The organism is Allobosea sp. (assembly GCF_030695125.1).
Taxonomy (GTDB): Bacteria; Pseudomonadota; Alphaproteobacteria; order Rhizobiales; family Beijerinckiaceae; genus Allobosea.
On record NZ_JAUYTP010000039.1, the window covers coordinates 1 to 23,464 of the forward strand.

Annotated in this window: 25 protein-coding genes and 2 pseudogenes; all 27 read right to left on the bottom strand. The window is 63.5% G+C overall.

Features of this window, described 5'->3' with window-relative positions:
* Positions 1–448 (bottom strand): annotated as a pseudogene (locus Q8S38_RS15700) (hypothetical protein); the annotation flags it as partial.
* Positions 448–1,329, bottom strand: a complete 882-nt coding sequence (locus Q8S38_RS15705) for a TniB family NTP-binding protein (RefSeq protein ID WP_305681349.1) — start codon at positions 1,327–1,329, stop codon at positions 448–450. The gene Q8S38_RS15705 and the pseudogene Q8S38_RS15700, both read right to left, overlap by 1 nt.
* A 6-nt stretch (positions 1,330–1,335) precedes the next feature.
* Complete coding sequence (locus Q8S38_RS15710; RefSeq protein ID WP_305681350.1) at positions 1,336–2,952, bottom strand: Mu transposase C-terminal domain-containing protein; 1,617 nt, start codon at positions 2,950–2,952, stop codon at positions 1,336–1,338.
* A gap of 313 nt (positions 2,953–3,265) precedes the next feature.
* Complete coding sequence (locus Q8S38_RS15715; RefSeq protein WP_305681351.1) at positions 3,266–3,865, bottom strand: HupE/UreJ family protein; 600 nt, start codon at positions 3,863–3,865, stop codon at positions 3,266–3,268.
* Positions 3,862–4,422 carry a HupE/UreJ family protein gene (locus tag Q8S38_RS15720; protein WP_305681383.1) on the bottom strand — a complete coding sequence of 187 codons (561 nt, stop codon included), beginning with the start codon at positions 4,420–4,422 and terminating at the stop codon, positions 3,862–3,864. The genes Q8S38_RS15715 and Q8S38_RS15720 overlap by 4 nt, the downstream gene beginning before the upstream one ends.
* 361 nt (positions 4,423–4,783) lie before the next feature.
* Positions 4,784–5,680, bottom strand: coding sequence for a hydrogenase nickel incorporation protein HypB (gene hypB / locus Q8S38_RS15725; RefSeq protein WP_305681352.1), 897 nt, complete (start codon positions 5,678–5,680; stop codon positions 4,784–4,786).
* A 44-nt stretch (positions 5,681–5,724) separates the two neighbouring features.
* Positions 5,725–5,967, bottom strand: a complete 243-nt coding sequence (locus tag Q8S38_RS15730) for a hydrogenase/urease maturation nickel metallochaperone HypA (protein ID WP_068078311.1) — start codon at positions 5,965–5,967, stop codon at positions 5,725–5,727.
* 51 nt (positions 5,968–6,018) lie between these two features.
* Positions 6,019–6,192: a hypothetical protein gene (locus Q8S38_RS15735; RefSeq protein WP_156449851.1), complete on the bottom strand. Its 174-nt coding sequence runs from the start codon at positions 6,190–6,192 to the stop codon at positions 6,019–6,021.
* Between the two features lie 26 nt (positions 6,193–6,218).
* Positions 6,219–7,265, bottom strand: coding sequence for a hydrogenase expression/formation protein HypE (gene hypE / locus Q8S38_RS15740; RefSeq protein ID WP_305681353.1), 1,047 nt, complete (start codon positions 7,263–7,265; stop codon positions 6,219–6,221).
* Positions 7,262–8,401 carry a hydrogenase formation protein HypD gene (hypD, locus tag Q8S38_RS15745; protein ID WP_068078314.1) on the bottom strand — a complete coding sequence of 380 codons (1,140 nt, stop codon included), beginning with the start codon at positions 8,399–8,401 and terminating at the stop codon, positions 7,262–7,264. Before hypD ends, hypE begins: the two co-directional genes overlap by 4 nt.
* The gene (locus Q8S38_RS15750) at positions 8,398–8,685 is read right to left on the bottom strand and encodes a HypC/HybG/HupF family hydrogenase formation chaperone (protein ID WP_068078317.1); all 288 of its coding nucleotides are present in this window, start codon (positions 8,683–8,685) and stop codon (positions 8,398–8,400) included. Before Q8S38_RS15750 ends, hypD begins: the two co-directional genes overlap by 4 nt.
* Entirely contained in the window at positions 8,655–11,024 is a 2,370-nt protein-coding gene (gene hypF / locus Q8S38_RS15755; protein ID WP_305681354.1) for a carbamoyltransferase HypF, read from the bottom strand. The genes Q8S38_RS15750 and hypF overlap by 31 nt, the downstream gene beginning before the upstream one ends.
* Positions 11,021–12,199, bottom strand: a complete 1,179-nt coding sequence (locus Q8S38_RS15760) for an NHL repeat-containing protein (protein WP_068078326.1) — start codon at positions 12,197–12,199, stop codon at positions 11,021–11,023. The genes hypF and Q8S38_RS15760 overlap by 4 nt, the downstream gene beginning before the upstream one ends.
* Complete coding sequence (locus tag Q8S38_RS15765; protein WP_068078329.1) at positions 12,196–13,068, bottom strand: NifU family protein; 873 nt, start codon at positions 13,066–13,068, stop codon at positions 12,196–12,198. The genes Q8S38_RS15760 and Q8S38_RS15765 overlap by 4 nt, the downstream gene beginning before the upstream one ends.
* A 4-nt stretch (positions 13,069–13,072) precedes the next feature.
* A complete protein-coding gene (locus Q8S38_RS15770; protein ID WP_068078333.1) occupies positions 13,073–13,294 on the bottom strand; it encodes a hypothetical protein in 222 nt (73 codons plus the stop codon).
* A 13-nt stretch (positions 13,295–13,307) separates the two neighbouring features.
* Positions 13,308–13,493, bottom strand: a complete 186-nt coding sequence (locus tag Q8S38_RS15775) for a hypothetical protein (RefSeq protein ID WP_068078336.1) — start codon at positions 13,491–13,493, stop codon at positions 13,308–13,310.
* A gap of 35 nt (positions 13,494–13,528) precedes the next feature.
* A complete protein-coding gene (locus tag Q8S38_RS15780; protein ID WP_068078341.1) occupies positions 13,529–14,530 on the bottom strand; it encodes a tetratricopeptide repeat protein in 1,002 nt (333 codons plus the stop codon).
* A gap of 82 nt (positions 14,531–14,612) precedes the next feature.
* Complete coding sequence (locus tag Q8S38_RS15785) at positions 14,613–14,939, bottom strand: hypothetical protein (RefSeq protein ID WP_068078344.1); 327 nt, start codon at positions 14,937–14,939, stop codon at positions 14,613–14,615.
* Positions 14,936–15,436 (bottom strand): hydrogenase maturation protease, encoded by a 501-nt coding sequence (locus tag Q8S38_RS15790; protein WP_305681355.1) that lies wholly within the window; start codon positions 15,434–15,436, stop codon positions 14,936–14,938. The genes Q8S38_RS15785 and Q8S38_RS15790 overlap by 4 nt, the downstream gene beginning before the upstream one ends.
* The gene (locus tag Q8S38_RS15795) at positions 15,409–15,723 is read right to left on the bottom strand and encodes a hypothetical protein (RefSeq protein WP_054207158.1); all 315 of its coding nucleotides are present in this window, start codon (positions 15,721–15,723) and stop codon (positions 15,409–15,411) included. Before Q8S38_RS15795 ends, Q8S38_RS15790 begins: the two co-directional genes overlap by 28 nt.
* Positions 15,724–15,733: 10 nt before the next feature.
* Positions 15,734–16,120, bottom strand: a complete 387-nt coding sequence (locus Q8S38_RS15800; RefSeq protein ID WP_305681356.1) for a hypothetical protein — start codon at positions 16,118–16,120, stop codon at positions 15,734–15,736.
* A gap of 75 nt (positions 16,121–16,195) precedes the next feature.
* Positions 16,196–17,803: a nickel-dependent hydrogenase large subunit gene (locus Q8S38_RS15805; RefSeq protein ID WP_068078347.1), complete on the bottom strand. Its 1,608-nt coding sequence runs from the start codon at positions 17,801–17,803 to the stop codon at positions 16,196–16,198.
* A gap of 25 nt (positions 17,804–17,828) precedes the next feature.
* Positions 17,829–18,791 carry an NADH-quinone oxidoreductase subunit B family protein gene (locus tag Q8S38_RS15810; RefSeq protein ID WP_068078350.1) on the bottom strand — a complete coding sequence of 321 codons (963 nt, stop codon included), beginning with the start codon at positions 18,789–18,791 and terminating at the stop codon, positions 17,829–17,831.
* A gap of 436 nt (positions 18,792–19,227) precedes the next feature.
* Positions 19,228–20,679 carry a sigma-54 dependent transcriptional regulator gene (locus Q8S38_RS15815; protein WP_305681357.1) on the bottom strand — a complete coding sequence of 484 codons (1,452 nt, stop codon included), beginning with the start codon at positions 20,677–20,679 and terminating at the stop codon, positions 19,228–19,230.
* A 718-nt stretch (positions 20,680–21,397) separates the two neighbouring features.
* A pseudogene (locus Q8S38_RS15820) lies at positions 21,398–21,905 on the bottom strand (FAD binding domain-containing protein); the annotation flags it as partial.
* Complete coding sequence (locus tag Q8S38_RS15825; protein WP_068078406.1) at positions 21,902–22,396, bottom strand: (2Fe-2S)-binding protein; 495 nt, start codon at positions 22,394–22,396, stop codon at positions 21,902–21,904. The pseudogene Q8S38_RS15820 and the gene Q8S38_RS15825, both read right to left, overlap by 4 nt.
* 51 nt (positions 22,397–22,447) lie before the next feature.
* Positions 22,448–23,344, bottom strand: coding sequence for a LysR substrate-binding domain-containing protein (locus tag Q8S38_RS15830; RefSeq protein ID WP_305681358.1), 897 nt, complete (start codon positions 23,342–23,344; stop codon positions 22,448–22,450).
* Positions 23,345–23,464: the final 120 nt, after the last annotated feature.

The window sequence follows — 23,464 nt, forward strand, 5'->3', positions numbered from 1 at the left end:
AGCCTGCCGCTTGACCTTCGACGAACCGCAAAACATCATCCCCTCGACCCATGCGAATGACGCCAAGGGTGGCCGGCTTCAAATCGGAAGACCCGGCCGGCTTGAGATTGGAATGCATGGCCGGCTTCGTCGGTATCCGCAAACAGGTCTGGCATTCCTGCATGACGCGCGACGATATCAGTCGGCGGGTAGCCCCGGGTGCGATTGCGAAGGTCATGCCAAACACGGCTGTGGCCGTAGTTCGGAACATAATGGCCAAGGCTTCGGCTTGATCCTGCGTGAGATCGCGATCAGCAGCTTTGAGGGACCGCAAGTTTGGCACGGAATGATGCAAGACGGCGAGCGGAGGCACGTTGTAGAAGACGGCATGGCGTCTGATCAAAGACGACAAAAGCTCATCAAGGGCTGGTGGGAAGCAGACCGGCATCGGCGACGGCGTGGCCGGCATCAGGCAACCGCGGTCTCGCCCTGGAATGCGGGCTCCCAGCGCTGGACGGCCTCGTCGGTGATCCGCTCCTCGCCGCTCTCTATGGCTGCGATGGCGAGGTCGGTGATCAGTCGGAAGATGCCCGCTGTAATGCCATCTGTGATCTGGAGAATGCGGCGCAGTGCGTTTGGCGTCAGCACGGAAGGGTGGCGAAGTGGCATGTTGCGCAGGACCGAGCCGATCAAAGCTTCAAATTGCTCGTTCGCCGCCCACCGGCTCAAGGTCAGCTGCTCGAAACGCCGCGCCAACTGCACGTCGCCGCTGATCGCCTCGCGTGCTTCATTGACCCCGAAGCAGACGAGGGAGATTTGCAGTCGGTTGCTCAGGAAGCGAAGCGTGTTGAGCACGATGCGCTGCTCGCGGTAGCTGCCGGCCAGAAGGTTGTGGACCTCGTCGATGACGAGGACTTGGACGCCGATGGCTTCCATAATCCGCATGGCTGCCTGCTCCATCTGGGCGATGTCAGCACGCGGCCGCGATGGAGCCCCCAACAGCGTCAGCAGTTCCGCGTAAAACCGCCGTTCGCCCGGTCGGCTCGTCATCTCCATTGCAAGAACTGGCGTCGTCAGCACGCCGGTTGCGGTGTTGAAGCTTGGCGGGTGTTCGTCCCGGAATTGCTTCATGATCATGGTCTTGCCCATGCCGCTGTCACCATAGATGGCGATGGATGGCATTCGCGTGCCACGCGGCTGGTCAAGAAGTCCATGCAGGCGATCGAGCGCCTGCTTGGCGCGAGGATAAAGCACCCACCGACGCGACCGGATGGCGCGGATGCGCCGCTCATCATGCTCGGCAAGAAGCGCCGCCGCGCTCGATGTCAGGTGGCGGAATGTGAATGTCATGCTGCGTCAATCCATATCCTCGACCGAGGGCACAGGATTGCTGGAATCGACGCCACGAAGCGAGCCCCAGCCGCTATCATCCACTTTGGAGTTTCTGGCCGCTCGCCCCCGCTTGCGCTGAGAGGAAGTCTTGCGAACGGCGTCATCGATCAACTCTCGCTGTGCTATGACAGTCCGCAAGATTGCCTCGGCGCCCACTTCTCGCCGCCCCTTTGCAAGAAGGGACTTCCGGGCCGCGCTGACCTCGCGCAGCGTTGCGGACGGCAAGGTGATGTCGGCATAGCGGGCCTCGACGAAGCTTCCGGATGGGCGCTGGACGAAGACGCGAGCCAGATCGCGGGGGTCGTACTTGACGAGCAGCTTGCTCTTCACGCGGCCGACATCGGCGGATAGGGCAGGCGACCAATAGCGAAGGCCGAACAGATGGATTCCGGTCGGGCGCAAACTGCGGCGGTCTTCCGGCAGGAAGTTCAGCCAGAAGCGCTGACGATCTTGCGGCATGCGCAGAGGCGTCCGTTCTTCTAGCTCACGCCAGACGGCGAGAGGAGGCCGGCCCAGGCCATTATGAATGGATTGGTGATAGGCTCCGGCGATATCGAGCGCGATGTAGCGCTCTAGTTCGCGCAGCGTGAGCGCGGCATGCCGTCTGCTGTCATAGTCTCCGCGCTCATCCACATCGCCGAAGGTCGTGCCCGGAAGAAGATGCAGGCGGCCCATCTGCGTGCCGATGAGCCGCTCGATATGGCCGCCGAACCGAGGTTGTCCAGGCGGGCGCCAGATGACAGCGACGCCGGCGTCGTCGCAGCCCCGCTTGAAAGCCTTGCTCCTGAAATCCGCGCCGTTGTCGACATGCAGAGCGTCCGGCAAGCCAGCGATCGGCCAGGGCTCGGAAATCTCGCGCTCCTGGAGCCAAGCCGTTTTGTCGAATACGGCGTGCAGCAGACACAGGCTCGTCGAGAGCCGCGAAGGCGCATCCATCGTGAGATGAAAGCCCATGACCATGCGGCTGTGCACGTCGATCGCGAGCGTCAGCCATGGGCGACCGATCGGCAGTCGCGTCTCTTCGTCGACGACGAAGATATCTGCCCTTGTATGGTCGAGTTGGACCACCTCGAGCGGCCGTGTTGTGCGCAGCGCGCCGGGAACCGGAGTCGTCGCCTTCACGGTGGCCTCGTCGCCACGCCGCCTGGCACGGTGCTGCAGGTCGACATCCTTGATACGCGCCTCGATCGTGCGTCGATGCGGCGGCTTGAGACCCGCTTTCATGCAGCGCGCCTGAATCATCCGCACAAGCTCAGAGACGGGCGGGCGATTGGGCGTCAGGAAGATCGCCCGGATGGCGCTCTTGACGAGTTCGTCCCGCCCGGGGTCAAGAATGCGATGGCCAAGTGGTCGGCCACGCTTGCGTTCGACCAGAGCGCGCACGCTGCCGCCTTCGCGGAAGAGACCGATCAGCCGATAGGTGGTTGCCTGACTGAGCCCGAGTTCAGTCGCCAGTGCAGCGACATCAGCCGTCGTGCCCTGGTCGCGGCGATGACTGAGAAATGTGCGGATTGCGTCGGCTCGCCGTCGAGCTTCTTCCCAATGAGCATCATCAATCTGATCGGGAAGCGGATCTTGCATGAGCGGCCCCAGCGCCGAAAGTGAACCGCATTCCCATTCTCACATAAGGTGCCAGAAATAAAGCGTCATTCTCAAATTAACTGCCGATTATCAAATTACCTGCCGGCGTAACATGTTGAAAATGGTGAACTGCGGTTCCGGGATTTAAATGGAAAGTGACATCCGTCGCTGACCACGACGCGATCGCGAGGGGAGGTTTCCTTTTCGCTGCCGGGGGCGAAAGCATAAAGGGCGCAAACCGCTCCGCCAATCACCAGAAAATGGACCAAAGGTTCGCGGATGACGCGACTGACTAATGACGTGGTGGGCCTCGCTATCCCGCGACCTTAGGCCCGACCCATACGAGCGTGAGCACGATACCGGCGGTTGCGGCGGTCCACGATCCGGCGGCGCGGATTCCAATGCGTTGCCACGGGCGCGTGAAGCAGCACGTCAGGCCCCCAACACAGCTCAACAGCAGCACGCCGCCGACCGCAGTTCCAGCAAGGGCCAACGACATCTCGCGATGCGGTGCGCCGTCCGGTGTGGAGTCCAGGCCGATGCCAACGCCAACAACTGTCGCCAGCGCGACGATGAAGACGAGCCCGAAGGCCCACTCAAATGCGACCATCAATCCCGCGATCAGAGCCAAGGCGAGAAAAATCGCCTGGGGAACGCCCTGACCGACCCAATATCCCGCAACGAGGCCGAACCAAAATGCTGCGACGAAAGCAAACCAGCCGCAGCGACTGAGCTGCGGCGCATGTTGCCCAAGCAAGAGGCCAAGCGCTGTGACCGACAACAGCTGCGACGGGACGAACAAGATATGCAGCATGCCGTTATAGAACACGCCGATGCCCTCGATCGGCGCGTGAGCCAGCGCCGGCTCGACGGCCGCGATGAGCGATGCAAGTGCCAAGACGAAGTGGATCATGCCACTCCCTTCAAGAGGAAGCCCACACCAACTAGTGCGATGATGCCTCCCGCGGTTCGCACTGCCGGTGCCCCCCAACTCCAACGCGTCGTGAAGCCGAACGAAACCCCGATGAGATGGAGCAGACCGGTGGCGATTACGAAACCTGCGGCATAAGCAAGCGCGTTGGCGGCGGCGGGCAGTTCGGTGCCGTGGGCGTGGCCATGGAATATTGCAAAGAGTCCGACGATCGCGGCAGCGCCGACCAGCGGCGGCCGCGCGGCCAGGGCCACCATGACTCCGAGCAGGACGGCCGAAAACGCAATGCCGATCTCGACCGCCGGCAACGGGACCCCGATGATGCCCAGCGCTGCGCCAAAGGCCATGACCAGCGGAAACACGATCGGCAGGAGCCAGATCGCCGGCGCTCCGAGGAATGCCCCCCATAGACCGACGGCGACCATGGCCGCTACATGATCCCATCCGAACAACGGATGTGCGAAGCCGCTCATGAAGCCGCCGGCAACGCCGGCCGCTTCATGAGCGTCGGCAACAGGCGATCCGACCGACAAGGCCATGGCTGCCAACGCCGCCATTCCTGCCACCCGTCGGGTGTAAGCGCGGTTCCGCATTATTGCCCGTCCTCCTTCAATAGCGTTGCGTTGCGCAAGGCGTTCGTTGGGCTCGCAGCCTTCACTCAATCTGATCGAGCGTCTGTTCAACAAGCTCAAGAACTGGCGGTGCGCGCCAGACGTTGCAACAAGCGCAAGGAATATTACCTTGGATTCGTCGCTATCGGCGCAGTAAAACTCTGGTTACCCTTTGTCAACGAAGCCTGGAGCTAAACATCGGCGAGAATACACAGTTTTATTCGGATCGAGAAAGCGAGGTTTTCGGACGTTTTTACAACAATTCCAGAATCAGTAATCAAACGCGACATCAAGCCAAGCTGTTGATATAATTTGAACTAAATTTCAAATCAGTTCTAAGATGCAATAATCTCGTAAGCCAGGCGTCCAAATTTTGCCCAGTCTTCGCTGAAACGCAGATGATCTCGGCCACCGGATTCACGGCACGAATGTTGTTGCAACAAGCAGCCTCGTCGAAGCCGACATGCGGCGCAAGGTCCATCTTGTTGACGATCACGATCTTTACCGCGCGGAACATGTGAGGATACTTCAGGGGCTTATCCTCTCCCTCGGTGGTTGAGATCACGGCGATCTTCATCGCCTCGCCCAAATCGAACATCGCCGGGCAGACAAGGTTGCCGACATTCTCGATCAGCAGGAGGCTGCCCGGAGGGGGATTGAGCGCGCGAGCTGCTTCGGCCACCATGTCCGCCTCGAGGTGGCATCCCGCGCCGGTGTTGATCTGGATCGCGGCAGCACCGGCGGCGCGGATGCGCTCGGCGTCGTTGCTGGTCATCTGGTCGCCTTCGATTACCGTGATCGTAACCTGCCCCGCCAGCGCCCGGATCGTTGCCTCAAGGAGCGCCGTCTTGCCCGCGCCCGGCGAGGACACGAAGTTCAAGGCCAACACGCCGCGACCTTCGAACCAGCCCCGGTTGCGCTGCGCGATGGCGTCGTTCTTGGCCAGGATCGCGGTTTCCAGAGCGACGGAGCCGCCATGCAGCGCAGTCGCCTCGGCTTGGCTCTGATTCCCGTGGTCATGGCCATGGTCATGGGCGTGTGCGTGTGCGTGCCCGTGGTCATGATCATGCGGCAGGCCATGTGCATGGGCAAACGCATGCGCCTCAGCCACCGAAAGCCCTACCGGGACCTCTGTCGCCGGGCCGGTGCGCAGCAGGCTGGTCTTGCCGCTGGCCATATCGGTCATTGTCACTTGGTTCGTCGGATCGGCACAGCCGCATATTCCGCACATCACGCGTCCTCCCTGATTTCGTAGTCCTTGACTGTGAAAGTCTCACCCTCGGCCTCGACGAAGCCGAGGGTGGCGCCCGCAAGGGCGGTGCCTTCGGTCACTATGTCCCAGCAGAAGGCCAATGCCTGCCGCTCGATGCAGGCGTGCGGGCCAATAGCAACGCGCACGCCGCGCACCCGGCGGCCCCGTGCGTGTTCGCAGACGATCGCGGCGATGCTGCGGGCCATGCCAAGTTCATGCATTCTGAACTGCTTTCCGTCCTGTATGCGGACCGCGAACGCCCGGCCAGCCGCCTATTGCCGTCGGATCCGCCGCAGAACTGTCACCGAGGCTAGCGCCAGCGCCGCCATGGCGGCGAGTTCCCAATGGCTATGGGACGCCGGAGCGCCATGGCCGGGATGCGCCAGCGCCACCGCAGGCAAAAGGACAAACACGGCAGCCAGTCCGCCCGTCGAATATTTGGTCATGGTCGTTTCCTCTCTCGTTGGATTGGTCAGCAGATGCGCGGCAATTGTTCGCCGACAAGCATGTCGACGATCCGTCCGCCGCCAAAGACGGTCTTCATAACCACGGTTCCCGGATGGGCGGCCGTGGCCTGTCCGATGATGCAGGCCTCGACACCGGCCGCCATGCCTTGCATGGCGGCCAAAGCCGCCTCGGCCTGGTCAGGCGGCACGAACAGCACCAGCGTTCCCTCGTTGGCCAGATAGAGCGGATCGAGCCCGAGGATTTCGCAGACCCCCTTGACCTCGGGGCGCAGCGGCAGGTCGGTCTCGGCGATCACGACCCCCACCCCGGCAGCATCGGCGATCTCGTTCAGGGCCGAGGCAAGCCCGCCACGGGTGGCATCGCGAGCGCAGCGCAGATCGGGTGCGGCGGCCAGGACCGCGTCCATCAACAGGTTCAGAGGCCGGCAATCCGATATGACATCGGTGGTCAGCGCCATGTCGCCGCGTGCGGCCAGGATGGCAGCGCCATGATCGCCGAGTACGCCGTTGACGATTGCCACGTCGCCGGGCCGGACATTGCCCGCCATCAAATCGCGGCCGGGCGGGATCACGCCCACACCGGCGGTGGTGACAAAGACGCCGTCGCCCGACCCCCGGCCCACCACCTTGGTGTCGCCGGTGACGATGCGCACCCCGGCGGCCTCGGCGGCGGTCTGCATCGAGCGGGCGATGCGGCGGAGGGTGGCGATCTCGACGCCCTCCTCGATGATGAAGGCGGCTGACAGCCACAGCGGCCGCGCGCCGCCCACGGCCAAGTCGTTGACCGTGCCGCAGACCGCGATGGTGCCGATGTCGCCGCCGGGAAATTCCATCGGCGAGACGACGAAGCTGTCGGTGGTGAAGGCAAGTCGCGCGCCCGGGTCCAGCAGCGACGGATGCATCAGCCGTGCCTGATCCTCCATCCCCGGCGGCGCGAAGACCGAGGTGAACACATCCTCGATCAGATCACGCATCGCCTTGCCGCCGCCGCCATGGGCTAGCGTCACCCGGTCGGCGACGACGCGCCGAGGGGGACGCAGTCGCTCGTTCACAGCGCCTCCTCCAGCCGCAGCCCGCCATACTGGTAATAGGCAGCGCAGGCCCCCTCGGAACTGACCATCAGCGCGCCCAGCGGCATTTCGGGCGTGCAGCGCTTGCCGAACTGCGGGCAGGAATGCGGCTTGATCCGGCCGGTCATCACATCGCCGCAGCGGCAGCCATCGGGCTCGGCCACCAGGCGCGGCCCCTTGCCGTAGCCGACCCCGAACTTGACCTCGGCATCCCAGGCTGCATAGGCGGGGCGAATGCGCATGCCGCTGGCGTCGATCTCGCCCAGGCCGCGCCATTCGAAACTGGGCCGTGGCTCATAGACCTCTGCGCAGGCGGCGATCGAGACCGGGTTGCCGTCATCCGGCACGACGCGGGAATACTGGTTTTCCACCTCCGCGCGGCCGTCGCGGATCTGTTCCAGCACCATCAGCACCGATTGCAGCAGGTCCAGCGGCTCGAACCCCGCCACCACGATCGGCTTGCCATAGTCGCGGGCGATGAAGTCATAGGGCCGCACCCCGATCACCATCGAGACATGCCCCGGCCCGACAAAGCCGTCGAGGATCATGTGCGGATCGTCGAGCAGCGCCTTGATCGGCGGTGGCACGGTGATGTGGTTGCAGAAGACCGAGAAATTGGTCTGCCCGTCCGCTGCCGCCTGCAGGATGGTCAGCGCCGTCGAGGGCGTGGTGGTCTCGAACCCCAGGCCGAAGAACACCACCTCGCGGTCGGGGTGGCGCCGGGCCAGTTCCAACGCGTCGAGCGGAGAATAGACCATGCGGATGTCGGCTCCGTCGGCGTTGGCCTGGATCAGCGACTTGCGATGCCCCGGCACCCGCATCGCATCGCCGAAGGTGGTCATGATGACGCCCGGCCGTTCGGCGATCTCGACGCATTCGTCGATCCGGCTCATTGGCAGGACGCAGACCGGGCAGCCCGGCCCGTGGATGAACTCGAGCCCCGGCGGCGTCAGCTTGTCGAGACCGTAGCGAAAGATCGCATGGGTATGCCCGCCGCAGATCTCCATGATGTGGACGGGTTTTTCGCGGGTAGCACCGATCTCGTCGGTGACGCGGGCAATGGCGGCCAGCACGCCGCGCGCGGCGATAGGGTCGCGGAATTCGTCAGCGTAGTTCATGATGCCAGCATCCTTTCCGAGGCCTTCATCGCCTCGATCTCGGCCTGCGCCTCGCCAAGCTGGCGCAGGACGTCAAGCGTCAGCGCCGCCTCTTCTTCATTGATCCGGCTCATGGCAAAGCCGACATGGATCAGGGACCAGGTGCCGATCAGCGCTTCGATCGGCTCGTCTTTCAAGATGCAAGCGACGTTGACCTGACGGCGGACGCCCATCACCTCGACTGTGGCTAGCTTTCGGCGGGCATCCGTGATTTCTACGATCCGGCCCGGGATTCCAAGGCACATGGGGTGTCCTCCGTTTGGCTGACGGCCAGGGCCACAACGGCCTGGCCAACTGCTAGTCCCCCGTCGTTCGCGGGGGTTCGGGCGTGGCTGAGAACCGTCAGCCCGCGGGCTTCGAGTCCGTGATGGACCAGCGCGAACAATGTCGCGTTCTGGAACACGCCGCCCGACAGGGCGACGGTGTCGATGGCGGTATCTTCGGTGATGCGCTCGGCCATCCGCACGACGGCCTGCGCCAGCCCGCGGTGAAAGCGGGCCGCTATGACACCGATCGGGGTGGCTAGGATCAGATCGCCGAGCATTGCCCGCCAGACCGCCAGCGGCTCAATATAGGGAATGCCCTTGCCCCCCGTCAGCGGAATGCTGAACGGATAGGCCATGTCGTCAGGCTCTGCCATCGCGGCGGCGTCGATCGCGGCCTCGAAGCGCATGGCGGCCTCGCCCTCGTAATCCTGCGCCTCCCAGGCCAGGCCCGCGATGGCGGCGGCCGCATCGAAGAGTCGCCCGCAGGAGGTCGACACCGGCGCATTCGTGCCACGCGCGATCATCGCATCCAGAGTCGCGCGCGGCGCCGCGGAAAGCCTGCGGAAGATCTCGAGCCCGTCGAAATTCATCGCGAATTCGGCCCAGCCCATTTCCGCCATCAGATGCGCATAGGCGTTGCGCCAGGGCTCACGGATCGCTGCTGCCCCGCCGGGCAGTGCCACCGGCTTGCACGATCCGACCCGCGCATAGCGCCGATAATCGCAGACCAGAAACTCGCCGCCCCAGAGCGTGCCGTTATCGCCAAGGCCGCTGCCGTCAAGAGCGATGCCAAGGACCGGGCGCGCATCCAACGGGCGGCCGTTCTCGGCGAGACAGGCGGCGACATGGGCGTGATGGTGCTGCACCGCGATCACCGGACGACCGCCGGCCAGCGCCCGCCCGGCCTGGGTGGACAGGTATTGCGGATGCAGGTCGACCGCGATCACGCTCGGCGCATGGTCGAACAGCCGGGTGTAGAGTGCCAGGTTCCGCGCGGCGTCGGCATGGGTGGCGGCATCCTCGAGATCACCCATGTGCTGCGATAGGATCGCTTGGCCGTCCTTGACGAGGCAGAAGGTGTTCTTCAGCTCTCCGCCCATCGCCAGCACCTGCGCCGCGCGCGAAAAGCCGGGCGGCAGTGGCAGGCCAGTCGGAGCAAAGCCGCGTGCCCGGCGCAGCACGCGCATCCGGCCAAGGTCCACCCGCACCACAGAATCGTCGATGCGGTTGGCGATCTCGCGGTCGTGCAGGCAGGCAAAGTCGGCAATGGCGGACAGCCGGTCGCGGGTTTCCTGATTGCCAATACATTGAGGCTGGCCTGAAGGATTGCCGCTGGTCATCACCACGGGGCGGCCGATGCGGCGCAGGATCAGGTGATAGAACGGCGTGTAAGGCAGCATCACCCCAAGCCGGTCCAGCCCCGGCGCGATGGCCCCGGGCAGGGCGTTCGGCAACGATTTGAGGAGCACGATCGGCGCTTCGGGGCCGGACAGGGCTGCGGCCTCGGCCTCGGAAACCTGGCAGAATTCGCGAACCACGCCCAGGTCGCGGGCCATCAGCGCAAAGGCCTTGCCATTGCGCCCCTTGCGGCGGCGCAGTTCGGCGACGGCGGCGGCATTGGTTGCATCGCAAGCCAGGTGTACGCCGCCCAGGCCGCGGATCGCGACGATATGGCCGTTCAGGATCATGCCGCCAGTGGCGTCGATGTCATCGAGCATCGAAAAGGCTTCGTGGTTGACCGCGCCGGGGCCCAGCTTCTCGATCCAGATCTGCGGGCCGCAGCGGCCGCAGGCGACCGGCTGGGCATGAAAACGCCGGTCGGTGGGGTCGGCATATTCTCCCGCGCAGATCTCGCACAGGTCAAACGGGGCCATCGTCGTCCGGGCTCGGTCATAGGGCGCCCCGGTCACGATGGAAAAGCGAGGGCCGCAATTGGTGCAATTGGTGAAGGGATAGCGGTAGCGGTGCTGGAACGGATCGCGGATCTCCGCCAGACAATCGGGGCAGGTCGCGGCATCGGGCGTCACCGAGCCGCGCATCGTACCGAGCGCCTCCGAAGCGACGATGGCAAAACCCAAAGGCGGCGCATCGTCCAGGGGCTCGACGCGCAGCTCCTCGATCCGGGCCAGCGCCGGTAGGGCGGCGTGCAGCCGGCCCGGAAAGCTGTCCAGCCCCTCGCCCCAGAGCCGGATCACCACGCCCTCGGCGGTGTTCTTCACGTCACCCGCCAGCCCCATCTCGCGCGCCAGCCGCCAGACCGTGGGCCGGAAGCCCACGCCCTGGACCTGCCCGCGCACGGTCAGGCGCGCGCCGGTCATGGCGCGGATTCCCATATCAGCACGCGGTTGTTGCCGCTGTCGGCCACGGCGACCGTGCTGCCACGCACCGACAGGCCGTAGGGCCAGCACAGGCTGTCGCGCATGGCCAATCCCCAGCGGTTGTCGCCCTTCGAGGCGAAATCAGGCTGGCCGGTCAACCAATCGGCCTCGGCCGCAAAGCCGACCCCGGCAAAGCCCAGCAGCCGCGAATTGGCTGTATCCCCGACAATCAGCCGGTCGCCCAGCACCCCGAGCGCATAGGGCATGTTGACCGCTAGCGACGACGGGTAATAGGCGCCCCGGTTCAGGTCGCAATCAGTCATCCTGGCCTGGCCTACGAGGGAATCGGCAGGCTGACCATTGGCTTGGGGAAAGCTGGACCAGACCATGACGCGATTATTGCCCGCATCCGCGACCGCCAGGCCGCCGCGCCAGCCGGTGGCCATATGGGGCCAACGCATGGAACGCGCCGAGACTGGCCCGCCCGCATTCTCGTCGCGGCAGGTGAAACAGTCCTGACCCAGCGCCAGATCGGCGGGCTGTCCGGTTTCGACCGGATCGTTCCAGACCAGCAGGCGGCGGTTGCCGGTGTCGCAGACGACTAGCCTGCCGTCGATCTCGGACAGGCCATAGGGCCAGTGAAGCGTCTGAGGCCCCGGCGCATCCGCGCCGCGATTGGCCAGCGCCGACCCCGCATCGGCCTGACCAAGCACGATGTCGGCCGGGCTTTCCGGGCCCTCGGGCAGGCGGTGCCAGATCAGCACCCGGTGGTTCCAGGCATCCGCCACCGCCAGGCCGCCGCGAAAGGCGGTGATGCCGGTCGGCACGTTCAGCGTGGCGGCGGTCACCGGCCCCTTGGCATTGCGCCCCTCGCGGCCAAAGGCGGGCTGGCCGAACAGGATATCGGCCGGCTGGTCGTCGCGGTCCGGCAGCTTGCGCCAGCCCAGCAGCCGATGGTGCCCGGTATCGGCGACCCAGAACGAGCCGTCGGGATGCAGGCAGACGCCACGCGGCCCGAACAGGCGATGCGCAGCCGGGGTAATCGGGTCGGCCAGCAGCCCGCCATCCGATCCCAAGATCACCTGCGCGCCCGACGGGTCGAGAAGCGGAGGGCCTTTTGTCACCGTGCCCTCGGCCTTGATCGGCGCAAACGAGGGCGCGAGCGAAACCTTCATGGCACGATCCTGACCTGGATGTGCGAGCCGATGACCCGCACCGCATGGGCGTGCAACTGCACCTCGGGCGCGGTCAGGCACTCGCCACTTTCCAGCGCATAGCGGAAACCATGCCAAGGGCAGGTCAGGATGCCCGCCTCGACGGCACCCTCGGTCATCTCGAGCCCCATGTGCGCGCAGGCGTTGCGAAAACAGGTCACCAGATCGCCCTGCCGCGCAAAGATCACCGATTCGCCGCCGACGGTCTCGAACAGCGTTGTACCATCCGGCAGCTTCGCCAGATTGAGCGCGTTGATCCAGCTGCCCCCCAGCGTCTCGGCAAAGGGCGAGGTGAAATGCACCGTGTCGGCACCACCGCCGCCCAACCCCTTGACCTGGCGCACTTCGGTGATCTCGGGCACATGATCCTCGATCGCCTTCTTGACGCCGGCATAGAACGTGAGTTGCGAGGCCGGGCAGCCGTCGCAGGCACCCAGAAAGCGGATCTCGGCGCGGTTGCCCTCGACCGAGGCGACCTCGGCATTGCCGCCGTGGCTGGCCAGCATCGGGCGCACCGTTTCCAGCGCGGCCTCGACCCGTTCATGCAGCGACGGCTTTAGGATACCGTGCCGGCGCAGGACGGCATAGACGACTTCGTCGCGCGCCGCATCGACCAGCGCCTTGCCAAAGCCGTCGTGGGACTTCAGCGTGCTGATCATTCGCCGGAACGCTTCGGCGTTCAGCGCGTCGATTGCTGCAGCCTGCGCCGTGGCCCCAATCCGCGCCGCATCGTCCCAGCCCTCGGCCAGCGCCTTGAGCGCATTGAGATCGCCCAAGAGCCGGTCGAGGCCGGGTCGATCACTGTGCTCGGGGGCGCCGCTGTCAGGCATCAGATCACGCGTACTTCACGTTCTTGAGGAGGAAAGGCTGGATCAGTCCGGTCACGCCTCCCGCAGCAAGTGCCGCCGCCCAGATGGGGGCGATTTGACCGACCCCGACGCCGACAACGATTCCCGCAAGGGAACCGAGAGTAAACTGGAGGATCACCTGTCCATTGTTCTTGAACAATTTCCCGGTGAAGAAGAGCTTCGCAGAATTCATAGCCATGGCGAACATGTGCGGTCCTCCCTCAGGTCAGCGACAAAACGACGACGGTCGCGACGACGGCCGCCCCACCGGCGATTGCACCGTAAAGGCCGCCCATATAGGCGGCGAGTTCGGTTCCAAGTGCTGACTTTCCGACCGCGACACCGCCCACGGCTCCAGTAAGCAGCGCAGCGAGGCATCCTGTGGCCAATGCAGCAAATATGATCAAGCGATGGTCTCCTTCTTCGAGTTTGTTCGGTGTGGTCAGTGCATGGCGTTGGGCGCAAACGCACCGTGGGGAGCGAGGTGCGACGAAAGTTCGGCAATCGCCTCGGCGACCGCCTGCGCCTTGTCCTCGACCCCGCGGGCGGCAAATATGCCCTTGGCCTCGCGCAGCAGGGCCACCGCCGCCGCAACGTTGCGCGGGTTTCCCGCCTCGGGGTTCGCCGGATCGTCGGGCAGGTTCGCCATGCAGTTCGCCTTGTTGGCGATGGTGTTGGCATAGGCCTCGGGCATGTCGCGAAAAGTGCGAACCTTCAGCGCCTCGTCATAGGCATCGAGCGCGCGAAAGCCGTTCTCGACCCGGTGCGCCGAAGACACATATTGCAGCGCATTGCCGAGGTTGTTCTGGAGCATCGCATACTCGACCGGCTGGTCGATCAATGTAACGACACGCAGCGCTTCCTCGAATGCCTGAACAGCCAACGCCTCGCGCAATTTGCCCGACTCGTCGGTAAACGGCATCGACAGGAAGGCCGTGGCCAGATTGTTCTGCAGGATAGCGAATTCCTTGGGAAAGGCGGTCCGGTCAAAGGTACGCAGGGCACGCTGATAGGCGCTAATCGCAGGCTGGATCGGGGCAAGTCCCATCCCCGCCATCGTCTGGCAGATCAGCCCGAGGTTCATTTCGGCCTCGGCGATCTCGGCATCCGAGCCCTCTGCCGTCAGAGTTGCAATGGCGGTCGTCATCTCCAACCGCGCCGCCTTGATCGCCTCTGCGTCGCTGCCAGGCACTGCCATCAGCGCGGTCGAAAGCCGCGCACGAATGCGCGCGGCACCCAGAGCTTCGTTTGGCGGCACCAGAGCGATCGCCCGGCGATAAAGATCGACGGCCGCGCGCAGATCCTCAGGGTCGCGCGGGGCCTGTTGCAGGCCCATCGCAATTTCCATCAGCATCTGTGCCTTGTCGGAGTCAGATGCGTCTGCGTCCTCGACCGCCGCAAGCGCCGCGTCGACCTGTTGCTTCGTGCGGCTTGATGCGCCCAACGAGTCCTCCCTGCGCGACTCTGACGGTCGCGTTATCCCTGATCACCCTAGAGCATCAACGCTCGACCGTCTACTTTCTTTCTTACTTGTAAACTAACTTTGCTAAGTCGCCGGGGATCGGAGCGCAGAGGGCGCACATCTCAGAATTCCAATGTACCGGTAAGTCGGACACCGCCATGGCGAGCAGCCCATGGGCCTGAAATACGTCGCGCGCCTGCGCGACGCGGTCGCCGGCGGCGTTGCGCTGTTTAAGCAAGCAGCCTCCGGCCGTCGCATGATGCACCGGCAGAACCATCAGCGTCTGGTCCCGGATCAGGACCACAACCGCCGCGACACCCTGCAGATAGGTCTCGACAACCGGCGCCGGCAGATAGACAGACCCGTCACGGACGGCGATGCCACTGCTCATGTCGAAGCCCAGTGTCGCAACAGGGTGGTCACCTTGTTTGCGACAAGCTCGACTGCCGTGGAGACTGTAGGGCTGAGAGACAAGCCAAGCGCGAGTGTCTCTGCCTCGATCAGGAAGACCGTTACGTGCGCGGGAAACGCATCGCCATAGATGCGCTGCCCGGCATAGATCGCGTTGTCCCAGCGAAATTCGTGCAGGCCTGCTCCGCGCGCCGATGGTGCTGCAAGAACTTCGCCCGGTACTTCGTAGACCGAACCTGGTGTTCCCATGGGAACCCGAGCGTCCACAATCAGCAGATGGGTGGCGCCCCGCGCTTTGTAAATTACGGCCATACCGTCGGTGCCAACGTCAAACAGGCGAACAGACGCTGGCAACTGGCGGTTGCGAAGCAACTCGATCACCGCGGGGCCCGCCCCATCATCGCTGCGGTTCGGATTTCCGCAGCCCAGGACGACGATTTGCTGTCCGATCAAATCCGCCATAACCTGCAGGACCATGCGGGCTCGACCGGAAGCATCAGTTCGGGAAGATCGCAGCATCTGGCGTGGACTTTGTAATACATGCAGGTCTCGCAGGGTTGCGGCATGCCCTCAGCTTCAATCGTGTGGTCGGTAAAGCCTGCAATGATCAGCTTCTTGTCGAGGTCGTCGCCGGCTTCGAGCTGAAGCCGGTTGACGATGGCATTGACCTCTTCGCTTGTTTCGGCCCGTGGCCAGACTTCGGTCTGCAGCCCCGCCGAGAGGCGGTCGGCGATTGAGCGACGCAAGGCATCCATGTCCATCATGCGTGGACCTTCATATGCGCCAGAGCCTGCACCACCAGTCCGGCTTGGCAGGCAAGTTGAGTTCAGGCAGATCGCACCAGCGCCGGTGCACTAGATAGTACATGCACTCCTGACAGCGCATCCGGTCCGGTCCGTAAGGCTCCAGAAGCCAGCCCGAGATCACCAGTTTCTGGCGCAGATCGTCCGCGCTCAGCGGCCGCAGGATGTCCAGTAGTTTCCCGAACTCGCGGTCGGTTTCAGGGAACGGGCTGACCTCGGTCACAAGCCCATCCTCGAATATATCCTCGATCATGCGAAGCAACATATCATGGTCCGCATCAGCCGGAGAAAGGCCGTAGCGGTCCGTGAAGTATTTCGTATCCCGTGCCGTGGCGACGGCATCTTTGTTTTCGCTCATGACGGCCTCCCCACCGGTGTGCGTTTCTCCCGAAGCAATTCCGCTGTAAGGCGAGATTGCTTCGGGGTAGATGGGTCAGGCGGTCCGGAAGCGGGCCATCTCCTCGCCGGTGTCGCCGTCATGCGCATGCACGGTGCAGACGAGGCAGCTGTCATAGGACCGGCAAACGTGGCCGACCTCGACCGGATCATGCTTGTTCTTGATCGGGGTTCCGAGCAAGGCCTCTTCGATCGGGCCGCGCTGGCCGTCGGCGGAACGCGGGCCAACGTTCCAGGTCGTCGGTGCGATGATCTGGTAGTTCGCGATCTTGCCGTTCTTGACTTCGATCCAGTGGCACAGAGCGCCACGGATCGCTTCGGTGGCACCCCACCCCTTGCCGTCCCGTTCAGTCGGCTTGATGTACCACTCGTCGTTCAGGCGGAACTCGCGCAGGATACGCTCCGCCTCGCGATAGAGGATGCACAGTTCGTGCATCCGCGCGAAGTGTCGCAGCATGATCGAGGCACCGCCCATCTTGCGGTACATGTCGAGCACGAGACCATCTGAATGCTGGAATGCCTGCCCGGTCGTGTTTCCAGCGATCAGACGCCGTGCCAGCGGACCGGCCTCCAGCGCGCCGCTCTCGGCGTGCCGCACGGCGGTACCCCAGGAGTATTTTCCATTCGTATCGACGGTATTTTTGGCGATCGGCTTGGTGGTACGGTCGAAAGGATGAACGGCGCTCTTGCCTTCGTCATACCAGGCATGGGTCGTATCTTCGCGGGTGAAGATGTGCTCCATCGGGCCGAAGCTGTCGGTGGCACCGTCATAGGTACCGGCCTTCATGATCACCGCACCTGAGCGGCTGTCTATTGTCGGCTTGTTGTACTTGTCTTCATGCGGCAGGTAGCCCCAAGTCACGAACCTGCCGTGGCCCTTGCCATAGTGTTGCAGTCCGATCTCCTTCGACATGCGCCAGAACAGGCCCAAGTCCGAATTGGCATGTTTCGGGCTTTCGTCCAGCCAGGCCTCGAACTGCTCGAGGGTCTGGATCTGTTCGTAGCGCTCCATCGAACAGCCGAGCCAGAGCGGTTCGATCCAGTTCTGGCGGAAATGCTCGAGAATCGCCCAGGCGCGCGTCACGTCGGTCAGGGTGGGGGCACACATCACGCCGCCCGGCACCATGAAGGAGGAATGCGGCCACTGACCGCCCAAGAGCGCGTAGATCTCAACCGGACGGCCCGAGATCGTCACGCCAGCCTCATAGGAGGTGCCGGTGAAGGGCGAATAGCGCTTGACCGCTTCTTCGTAGAACGGGCTCGCCGCATAGTTGGCGTTGGTGTAGTCGATCATGAAGAGTCCGTAGTGGTGGCGCGGCAGCGATTGCAGCGACTCCACGATCTGGCCGAGGTTGCGTGCAAGGATCGCGTTACGCGGCACGGTCGTGCCCCAGGCGGTGTCAAGCGCCCAGGCGGCGCAGGTCAGGTGCGAGGCGCCGCAGATGCCGCAAGCGCGCGGTGTCACCACGAGCCCGGCCTGCGGGTCCTTGTCCTTCAGGATCACCTCGAAGCCGCGGAACAGTTCCGCATGCGTCCAAGCATTGGTCACCACACCGTCCTGGATATCAACGCGCACGTCGAGATCGCCTTCGACGCGGCCGACCGGAGAGATGTCGAGAGTCTCGACGCTGGATAGTGCTGTCATTTTCTTGGTTCCTCCCTGAACGGATTTAAACGACGAAGATGTCTTCTTCCGCCCAAGCGGGGGCCATGCCCTTGGCGGCGGCGGTCAGCTTGATGTATCCGACCTTGTCGACGCCCGTAGGCATGTCCTTGGGCACACCCATGACCGTCTGGGTCTTGAAGACGGTGCCAGGGCTCAGATCGAAGAAGGGGAACTCAGGTTCCGTGCAGCCGAGGCAAGGCATGCCGGCCCGTGTCTTCGACGAGTGGCGGTTCCAGAGGATGCGATTGCAGGGGCTGTGCGTCATCGGGCCGCGGCAGCCCAGATCGTAGAACAGGCAGCCCTTGCGCTGCCCGAAGGCTGTGGTCGAGACCTTGTAGGCGAAATGCATGTTGCGGGTGCAACCGGTCTGCGTGAAGGACGAGAAGAACGTCTTCGGCCGGTGGAACTCGTCAAGGGTCAGATCGCCCGCACGCCCCGTTGCGACCGCAACCAGAATCTGCGTGACCCAGTCGGGATGCGCCGGGCAACCCGGGATGTTGATGACCGGAAGGCCCGACTTCGCCTTGAAGTTGGTGCCGAGCGAGCCGCCTTTGGCACGCTTGAGGAATTGCAGGCCGACGCTTTCGGACGGGTTCGGCGCCATCGCTGGGATGCCGCCATAGGTGGCGCAGTCGCCGATCGCGACGACGAAATCCGCCGCTGCCGACAGTTCCTTGACCCACTCCTTCATCGGGCGGCCGCAGAAGCGGTTCCACTCGCCGGTGCCATTGGGCGCGTTCACGACGGTGCCCTCGAACACGAAGATGTCGAGCTTGATCTCGCCCGAGATGCATTTCTTCAGGATGGTCTTGACGTCTTCGCCAAGCTCCAGCCCAAGCGAGGGCTGCCACAAGATGTTGATGCCGAAATCGGTCACAAGGTCACACGCGCTCGGTTCCTCGGCATTGAGGAACGACATCGTGTTCCCCGAGCACGCACCACCTTGCAGCCAAAGTAGATTGGCCATTTTCTTCCTCCCTCTCGTTGAGCTGCCTTGGCCCCCCAGCCAAGGGTAGCGACCCGATCGACTCTTGTGAGGGTCGATCCTGAGACGGGCAGGATATCGGCCATAGCGCGCAACTCGAAATCAACTTGCGCCCTGAAAAGGTGGAATCTATGAAACAAATTGCATACTGCAAACTTAGTTTGCTGTTTTGACAGCCGGTTTCAGCGGCGGCCGCCGAAAGATGGGCAGCGCGATTCTCCCAAGTGACGGTACCAGACCCCGACGCAATGGTTGCACCAGCGTCCCTTCGGGTTCATCGCGACGGCTCCAAGTGTCTCGGACAGTGGGGCCAAGCCTAAGTTTTTGAATGGAGCCTGCGATTTTGGCCAACGCTTGCTCGGATCCGGAAAGGCAACGACATTAAACCGAGAGGGGTCATCAGAACCGCTTTCCTCTGTCATGCCCGTCGCTTGCGCTGGATATCGTAACGCTTGATCTTGTTGGCGAGTCCTACGCGCGACAGCCCCAGGTCGGCGGCAACCTTGCTCTGGTTCCATTGGTGGCGGTCCAGAGCGCGCTCTACCACTGACCGCTCCACTCGTTCGACAATATCTTTGAGGCTACCTTCTGAAATCAGTGCAGACAATTTGTCGCGATCATACACTGGAGTTTTGGAAATTTTGTCGGAGAGGTGCCGGAAGGCGATGTAGCCGCCCTGCTCGGCTACCGCGACCATGCGCTGAACTTCGGTCTCGAGTTCGCGGACGTTGCCGGGAAAGGGATAGGCCTCCAGCCGCTGCAAGGCGTCCGCCGTGATCCCAAGTACATTCCGGCCGACGACACCCGCATATTTCTCGACGAAGAAGCGCGTCAGTACGGGGATATCTTCGGGGCGCTCGGCCAGCGATGGAACATTCAATTGGAAGCCTCGCAGACGGTAGTAAAGGTCGCGCCGGAAGCTGCCCTTCTCGACCAACCGTTCCAACCGCTTGTTCGACGCTGCGATGATGCGGACATCGCTGTGCAGCATGGTATCCGAACCTAGGGGCTTCACCTCACCCTCCTGCAGAAAGCGCAGTAGCGCGATCTGGAACTGGGGCGATATGTCGGACACCTCGTCGAGCAGGATAGTGCCGCCATCGGCCGCACGAAACAGCCCCAGTCGGTCCGAGATTGCGCCGGGAAAGGCCCCGCGGACATGCCCGAAAAGTTCGGAGTGCAGCACGTTCTCCGCGATGCCGCCGCAGTTCTGCACCAGCATCGCCGACTTGCGCCGCGGCGAATTGAAATGGATCGCGCGGGCTAACAGCTCCTTGCCCGTGCCGGTCTCGCCCTGGATCAGCACCGGCATGTTGGTCTTAGCGGCCATCTGCGCTTCGGAGACCAGTTCGGCCATCTTCGGGCTGAGGAAGACCAGCCGCTCGAACTGCGAATAGCCACCCTGGACAAAGCTTTCCTTCACTCCGTGGAAGATGTCGTCGTCGAGTGACAGCTTTAGCTCGCGACTCAGGATACGGTGACGCCGCGACAGTTCGACATGTTCAAGCGCCCGCTTCGCAACAAGGCTAAGCTGCATCGCCTCTACCGGCTTGAACAGAAACAGGTACGAAGCCGTCCGGTTAGCCAGTTCGTGGCCGGATCTGACCTTTTCGTGGTCAAGAAGGAGGATGCGCGTACAGGAGGTATGCGCCAAGCGTGACCGCAACAGCGCGCTTTCGTCCTGGGAAACTTCGTCGCAGCAGTCGTAAAGAAAGAGATTCACGTTCACTTCTTCAAGCCTGCGGATCGCTGACCTGTCGTCCTCGCTGAAAATGAGACGGTATCCGTCGGCCTCGCTGAGCGCGCGCGAGACCCCTTCAAGAACGGCGGCGTCGGTAGACTTCACCAGAACCGTCTGAAATGTGGCCAAATCAGTTCTCCGTCGCAAAACTGCAAAGCAACTTTACGTTCTGTCCGCAGACTTCTCAAGCCCAGCTGCAGACAACCCCTGAAGAAGCCCCGATTGGTCGGACATGTCCTCCTTGGTTGTGCGGTCTGCGATGAACTCTAGCGGTGAACGGTATCCCAGCCCCTTATGCGGGTGAAGCCGGGTGTAGTGATCGAACCATGCTCGCAGCTGACGCATGACGATTTTGGCGTTGGGCAGCGGATTGACCCCTGGCTCAGTGCCTGATGGTTTGAACGAAATCCTCGACCATGCCGTTGGATTGCGGGCTCTGGACCAGTGTCGTCGGCAGTTCGAAGCCAATCTCACGCGCGAAGCGTCGGGTTTTCCCTCGGCAAGCCTCGTTCGGGGCGGCCTGGGCAAATTCACAAGCTGATCTACCGGGTCATGCAGGCCCGCAGCCTGCTCTCCTGCGATGTCGCAGCGACCGCCTGATGCTGGATCGAGTGAAGTCGACCGTCTTCGTCGATGCCCAGCGAAACCACGTTGATCGTATCGGGCCGGCGGACTTGGGAGAACATATGCTGTCGCGTCAGCCCCAGCCGGACAGAGCACTCTAACGCGAGCGAGCCATCACAGGCAGGGAGAGCTGATGCTGCGGGCGTAAGCCGGAGCCGAACCCGCGGCCGACATAAGGCGAAACGACCCGGACATTCTCGCTCGACAGCCCGAAGACACGGGGTGCCGCCAGCTCTACGCACATGTCGGAGGGGTGCGTCGCGATGCAGTACTCGCTTGCGCCCAGAATGGTGTGGATGCGGTTCAGCCCGCCGATCGCCGAACAGCCCGAGCCGGGCTCGCGCTTGTTGCAGGGCGTGGCGGCATCGTTGAAATAATAGCAGCAGCGCGTGCGCTGGTTCAGATTGCCGCCGGTCGTGGCCGCATTGCGCAGCTGCGGCGTCGCGCCGGCCAGGATCGCACTGGCGAGCAACGGAAAGCGCGCGGCGACGCGCTCGTCTTAGGCGACCATGGTGTTGGAGACGAGCGCGCCTATCCGCAGAGACCGGTTCTGCCTCTCCGCGATGCCCTGAGCCCCACGATGCGCGTCACGTCGATGGCTGCTCGACGTCGTATTTCATCGGGTCGACGAGTTTGGTGCCGCCGGCGATGAGGCGCGCGCTGGACTCCGCGGAAAGCGCCCTGATCGCATCGTCGACGGTGTCGGCGCGGTGATAGGAAAAGCGGTTCATTCCGCGGCCTCCTTCATTAGCTGGCCGCGCTGGACGAGCACGTCTTCGATGGCGTCGACGATGTTGGGGTAAGCGCCGCAGTGGCAGATGTTGCCGGTCATATGCTCGCGGATCTCCTCGCGAGTGGTGGCGCGCCCCTCCTCGATCAGCGCCACGCCGGAGCAGATCTGTCCTGGCGTGCAATAGCTGCACTGGAGGGCGTTGCGCTCGACAAAGGCCGCCTGCAGCGGATGCAGCGCACTGTCCTGCGACAGCCCCTTGATCGTGGTGATCGCTTTGCCGTCCTGCATCACCGCGAGCTGGAGGCAACTGTTGATCCTCTGCCCGTCGATCAGGACGGTGCAGGCGTCGCACTGGTCATGGTCGCAGCCCTTCTTCGTGCCTGTCAGCGCGAGGTCGTGCCGGAGTAGATCGAGCAGCGTCGTGGCGGGCGCGACCTTCACCGATGCCGAACATCTCGAAGCCGCCATCCACGAGAGCGTCATCGACATCAACCGCAAGCGCATGAAAACCCATTCGTGTGACAATCTGCGAATTGCTGCTTAGGGCAATTCCGGCAGGTGTCGGCGTCCTTGCTCGGACAGGAACGCATACATGCGCGCCGCAGCCGGCAACAGCGCGCGCTCGGGGCGGCGGATCACGAACCATTCACGCAGGAGAGGCAGCCCCTTGACCTTGACGATGGCGATGCGCCGGTCGGCGACTTCGGCGGCGATGACGTGGCTAGAGATGAATGCCATGCCCAGGCCGGCCATGACGGCTTGCTTGATCGTCTCGTTGCTGGCGATCTCCATGCCGATCCGTGGCGCCATTGCGTGCTCAGCGAAGTAGCGCCCCATCAGAATGCGGGTGCCCGAGCCCGGCTCGCGGACGAGAAAGGTTTCCGCCTCGAGCCCGGCGACTTCGACGCTGGTCCTGCCGGCAAGGCGATGTCCGGGCGCGCAAATGATGACATGCGGATGATCGCCCAACTTTTGGCTTTCAACGAGGAGATCATCCGGCGGCCGGCCCATGATTGCGAGGTCGAGCTGGTTGCTCCGCATCAGGCTGAGCATCTCGCCGCGGTTGCCGATGACCAGCCGGACCTCGATGTTAGGATGCGCCTGCTGGAAGGCCGAAATGATGAAAGGCACGAAGTATTTCGCGGTGCTGACTGCACCGATCGAAACCTCGCCGCCTTGGCCAGCGCGCATGGCAGCGAGTTGACGCTCGGTTTCGAGGACGAGCGTCTCGATGTGCTGTGAGAGCGCGACCAAAAGAACTCCCGCCTGCGTCGGGACGAGGCGCCCGTTGGCGCGCTCGAACAGGGGCAGGCCCATCCGCTCCTGCAGGGTCTGGATCTGGAGCGAAACGGCCGGCTGCGTCACGCCGATGGATGTCGCGGCGGCGGTGTAGCTCCCGCTCCGGGCCACGATGGCCAGCGCCCGCAACTGGCGCAACGTGGCGTCGCGGAGATGGCGACTGGCATTAGACATTCTTTGGCCTATCAACAGAAGAATAAATTTCCCTTTTAATCTAGAAGCCCGAATGTGAAGTCAATGGACGGTTCGGCCCAGCGA